The sequence below is a fragment of the Actinomycetota bacterium genome (genome assembly GCA_036280995.1).
Classification (GTDB): domain Bacteria; phylum Actinomycetota; class CALGFH01; order CALGFH01; family CALGFH01; genus CALGFH01.
This window is the reverse complement of sequence record DASUPQ010000440.1, coordinates 1-3,742: the sequence shown is the minus strand read 5'-3', so window position 1 is coordinate 3,742 and position 3,742 is coordinate 1. Positions and strand designations below refer to the sequence as shown.

Below are 3,742 nucleotides of genomic sequence, written 5' to 3'. Positions count from 1 at the left end.
ACGCCGGTGTTGCGCTCCTTGCAGTTGCGGCAGCGCCCGCAGGCGATGTTGAACGGGACGCTGACCAGGTCGCCGACCTTGATGAACTCGACGTCGCGGCCGACCTCGGCGACCTCGCCGGTGATCTCGTGGCCGAGGGTCTGGCCCTCGGGGGCGGTGGTCCGCCCGCGCACCATGTGCTGGTCGGAGCCGCAGATGTTGGTGGCCACGACCTTCAGGATCGCGCCGTGCTGCAGCTGCCGGCCGTTCTGCTCGGGAAGCTCCAGCTTGGGATAGTCGAGGTCCTGTACTTCGACGCTGCCCGGTCCGGTGTAGACCACGCCCTTGTTGGTATCGGCCATCGCTGTTCCCTCCATTTGGACTGGTTGTGCGGTCAGGCGGCTCGTGCTGGGGCCGGCTCGGGGCTGGGGTCGGGCAGCGGGATCGGTGGGTGTGGCAGAGATGAGGGTGCGCCGGGCCGGCTGGCTGGGGTCGGGTCGCCGGAGCCGGGCTGGTTGGTGGGGCCGCTGAGCCGGTAGCCCACCGCTGGGGTCGACCAGGTCCTTGCTCGGGACGACGACCAGCGCGCGGCGTCGTCGGCGGCGGGGTCGGTCAGGAACTGCCGGATCGCCAGGGCGGCCGCGTGATCCAGGTCATCGTGGCCGTCCCCCAGACGGTCGAGCTCGCGGGCGACCTCGGCGGGCGGGCCGGCCAGGGCACCGCCGGGCCACACAACCACGACCTGGTCGCCGTTGGGGTACAGCGCCCAGCGGCCGCGGCGGCTGCGGGCCGAGCAGGTCGGGGTGCCCAACGGGATGTCGCCGGTGCGGTAGCACGACCCTGAGGTGGCGACCAGGACATCGGTGATCGCGGTCGGCTGGTCGCTGTTACGGCGGAGCCGCGCGGGCGGGTAGTGGATCACCATGGCGAGTCCTCTCAGGAACCAGGGGACCGGTGTCGCGATGTGAGCGCACGTGAGGGTTGTGGTTGGGCGCTGGCCTGGCTAGGAGCGACTGGGGGCCATGAGCGAGGGGCCTTGGGCCGAGGCGAACAGTGTGGGTTCTTGGATCTGGTTGATCGCCCGCTGCTGGCGGCCGTCCTGGATCCAGCGCGCGCCGCAGCTGGTGCAGATGGCGATTGGGTACAGACCGAAGGTGATGGTGACCAGGGCCGATCGGCACAGCGGGCAGCGTGGCATGACAGAGCCTCTCCGGTGGTCTCCTTGGATAGCGGTGGGTAGCGTTACGGACGGGCGGCGGGCGCTGCGTTGTAGTCGGTGTTGAAGCCGGCCTCGGTCGCCGGCAGCTCCACGGCGGGCGATGTGGACGTGCCCGGGGTGGTGGGCGCTGGGGTGGTGCCGGCGGCCTGTTCCCGGGCCAGGAACGCCCCCAGCTCTTGGATGGTGCTCATCAGCGGGGCCGGGAACACCACCGTGGTGTTCTGGTCCACGCCGATCTCGACCAGGCTCTGGAGGTTGCGCAGCTGCAAGGCCAGCGGATGGGCCATCATGACATCCGAGGCCGCCCCCAGCTGGTCGGCGGCCAGCGACTCGCCCTCGGCGGCGATGATCTTGGCCCGCTTCTCGCGTTCGGCCTCGGCCTGGCGGGCCATGGCCCGCTTCATGGTCTCGGGCAGCTGGATGTCCTTGAGCTCGACCAGGGTCACCACCACCCCCCAGTCCTCGGTGGTCCCGTCCAGGATCTCGCGGATGGCGACATTGATGCGGTCGGTCTCGGCCAGGGTCTGGTCCAGGGTGTGCTGGCCGACGACCTTGCGCAGGGTGGTCTGGGCGATCTGGTTGATGGCCGCGGCCACGTTCTCGATCGCGACCACCGCCTTGGTCGCGTCCACCACCCGGTAGTAGGCCACGGCCGAGACGTCGACGCTGACGTTGTCGCGGGTGATGATGCCCTGGGACTGGATCGGCATGGTCACGATCCGCAGCGACACCCGCCGCAGCACCTCGATCAGCGGCACGATCAGCCGCAGGCCGGGCTCGCGGACCCCCACCACCCGGCCCAGGCGAAAGAGCACGCCCTTCTCGTATTGCTGGACGATCCGCACCGACAACGCCAACCCAACCAGCACCAGCACCGCCACCACCAAGGCGATCAGCCAACCGCTCATGTCTGTTCCCTTCTTGCCGGTACCGCTGGCCGCGGGAACCGGTCCGTTCCTTGCCGTGGGGTGCACTGGTGGCCGATGGCACGGAAGCAGCCGAGACCGGTTCTCCGGTTCGCTCCGCACCCTTGGAGAGAGCAGCGGGGGCGTCGCCGGCCCGGCTACGCCCCCGCTGGACTCAGCTGGGCGTCGTGTCCTCGCTGCTTGCCGCAGGGATGGTTGCTCGACCGGGGCGGACCTGGATGCGCCTGGGAGTGGCCTCCTCGGCCTTGGGCACCAGGATCTGGAGTACGCCGTTGTCGGCCGAGGCCTGGATTCCCTCTGCCATCACATGGGCGGGCAGGGTGATCGCGCGCCGGAAGGCGCCGTAGCGGCGCTCGACCCGGTGGAACTGCTGCTCGGAGGAGTCATGGGCGAAGTGGCGCTCGCCCTGGATGGTCAACAAGCCATCCTCCAGGGTGATCTCCAGGTCGTCGGCCTCGACCCCGGGCAGCTCGACCGTGACCAGGTAGGCGTCCTTGCGCTCGGAGATGTCCAGCGCCGGCGCCCAGGCCGTGGCCCGATCGCTGCCCTGCGGCTGGCCGTGCAGGCCGAGCGTGCGGGCAAGCATCGGGCTCATCTGGGCCATCTCGTCCTGCGCGCTGCGCAGGTCCTGGAACGGGTCCCACCGCGTCATGGTGGCCATCTGGCCTCCCTCGTCTCGTGGGCCGTGCGGCCCGGCGGCTCGGGGAGGACGCCGATCCGGGTGGCTGACCGGCGTTCACTTGCCGAGTAAGCATGTTCACGATAAACTGAACATCGTTCAGTTGTCAAGATCATCGTTCAGGAAACCGAACAGGAGGGAAGAGGAGCGTGGCGGAGCGGGTCAAGGCACCGCCGGGCAAGCGGGCAGGGGCAGGATCCGGCCTGCCCGCGACCGATGGCGGATCACGGTCGCTGTGGTTCGACCCACCCAGCGACGACCAGGACCGCCGCCCCAAGCTCACCCGCCAACGGGTGGTCGCCGAGGCGCTAACGGTCATCGCCCACGACGGCGCCCAGGCCCTGACTATGCGCAGCCTGGCCGCGCACTTGGGGGTGGTCCCGGGCGCCCTGTACCACCACGTCGGCAACAAGCAACAGCTGCATGACCTGGTCCTTGACGGCGTCCTGGCCGAGGTCGACTTCCACACCGACGCCTCCCAGCCCTGGACCGAACAGCTCAAGGTCCTGGCCCATCGGCTGCGTCAGGTGCTCGAGCGCCATCCCGGGATCGCAGGGATCCTCAAGACCCGCGACCCCCTGGGCCCTCACTCCCTGGCCCTGGCCGAGGCGTTCCTTGAGCCGCTGCAGGCGGCCGGGTTCGCCGACCGCGAGGCTGGGCTGGCGTTCTTCCTGCTGGTCGACTACACCGTCGGCTTCGCGGTCAGCAGCCCTCGTACCTCCGTCAACGAGCAGCGGGTCCGCGACGCGGCAATTAGGACCCAGCTGCACCAGTTCTTCCGTTCGCTGCCTCCCGACCGCTTCCCGGCCCTGGTCGCCCTCGGCGAACACGTCTGGCTCGACAACCGCGACGAGCGCTTCGCGGCCGGCCTGGACGTGCTCGTGAGCGGGCTCGACCAGGCACGCCGCGGCCACATCGACGGCCTGGGGACCAACCACG

General features: G+C 69.9%; 5 protein-coding genes. 1 reads left to right on the top strand and 4 read right to left on the bottom strand.

The features are described from left to right. From VF468_14715 to VF468_14700, 4 genes are all read right to left on the bottom strand, one after another. Window positions 1-341, bottom strand: a 341-nt coding sequence (locus tag VF468_14715) for an alcohol dehydrogenase catalytic domain-containing protein (GenBank protein HEX5879545.1), incomplete at its 3' end; no start/stop codon positions are given. 32 nt (window positions 342-373) lie between these two features. After that, window positions 374-904: a hypothetical protein gene (locus VF468_14710; GenBank protein HEX5879544.1), complete on the bottom strand. Its 531-nt coding sequence runs from the start codon at window positions 902-904 to the stop codon at window positions 374-376. A 317-nt stretch (window positions 905-1,221) separates the two neighbouring features. Further along, on the bottom strand, window positions 1,222-2,106 hold the full coding sequence (locus VF468_14705) for a slipin family protein (GenBank protein ID HEX5879543.1): 885 nt from the start codon (window positions 2,104-2,106) through the stop codon (window positions 1,222-1,224). Window positions 2,107-2,278: 172 nt separating this feature from the next. After that, window positions 2,279-2,785 (bottom strand): Hsp20/alpha crystallin family protein, encoded by a 507-nt coding sequence (locus VF468_14700; GenBank protein ID HEX5879542.1) that lies wholly within the window; start codon window positions 2,783-2,785, stop codon window positions 2,279-2,281. Window positions 2,786-2,952: 167 nt separating this feature from the next. Between VF468_14700 and VF468_14695 the strand changes: the two genes are divergently transcribed. After that, window positions 2,953-3,742 (top strand): TetR/AcrR family transcriptional regulator (locus VF468_14695; protein ID HEX5879541.1); only part of this gene is annotated, 790 nt, incomplete at its 3' end.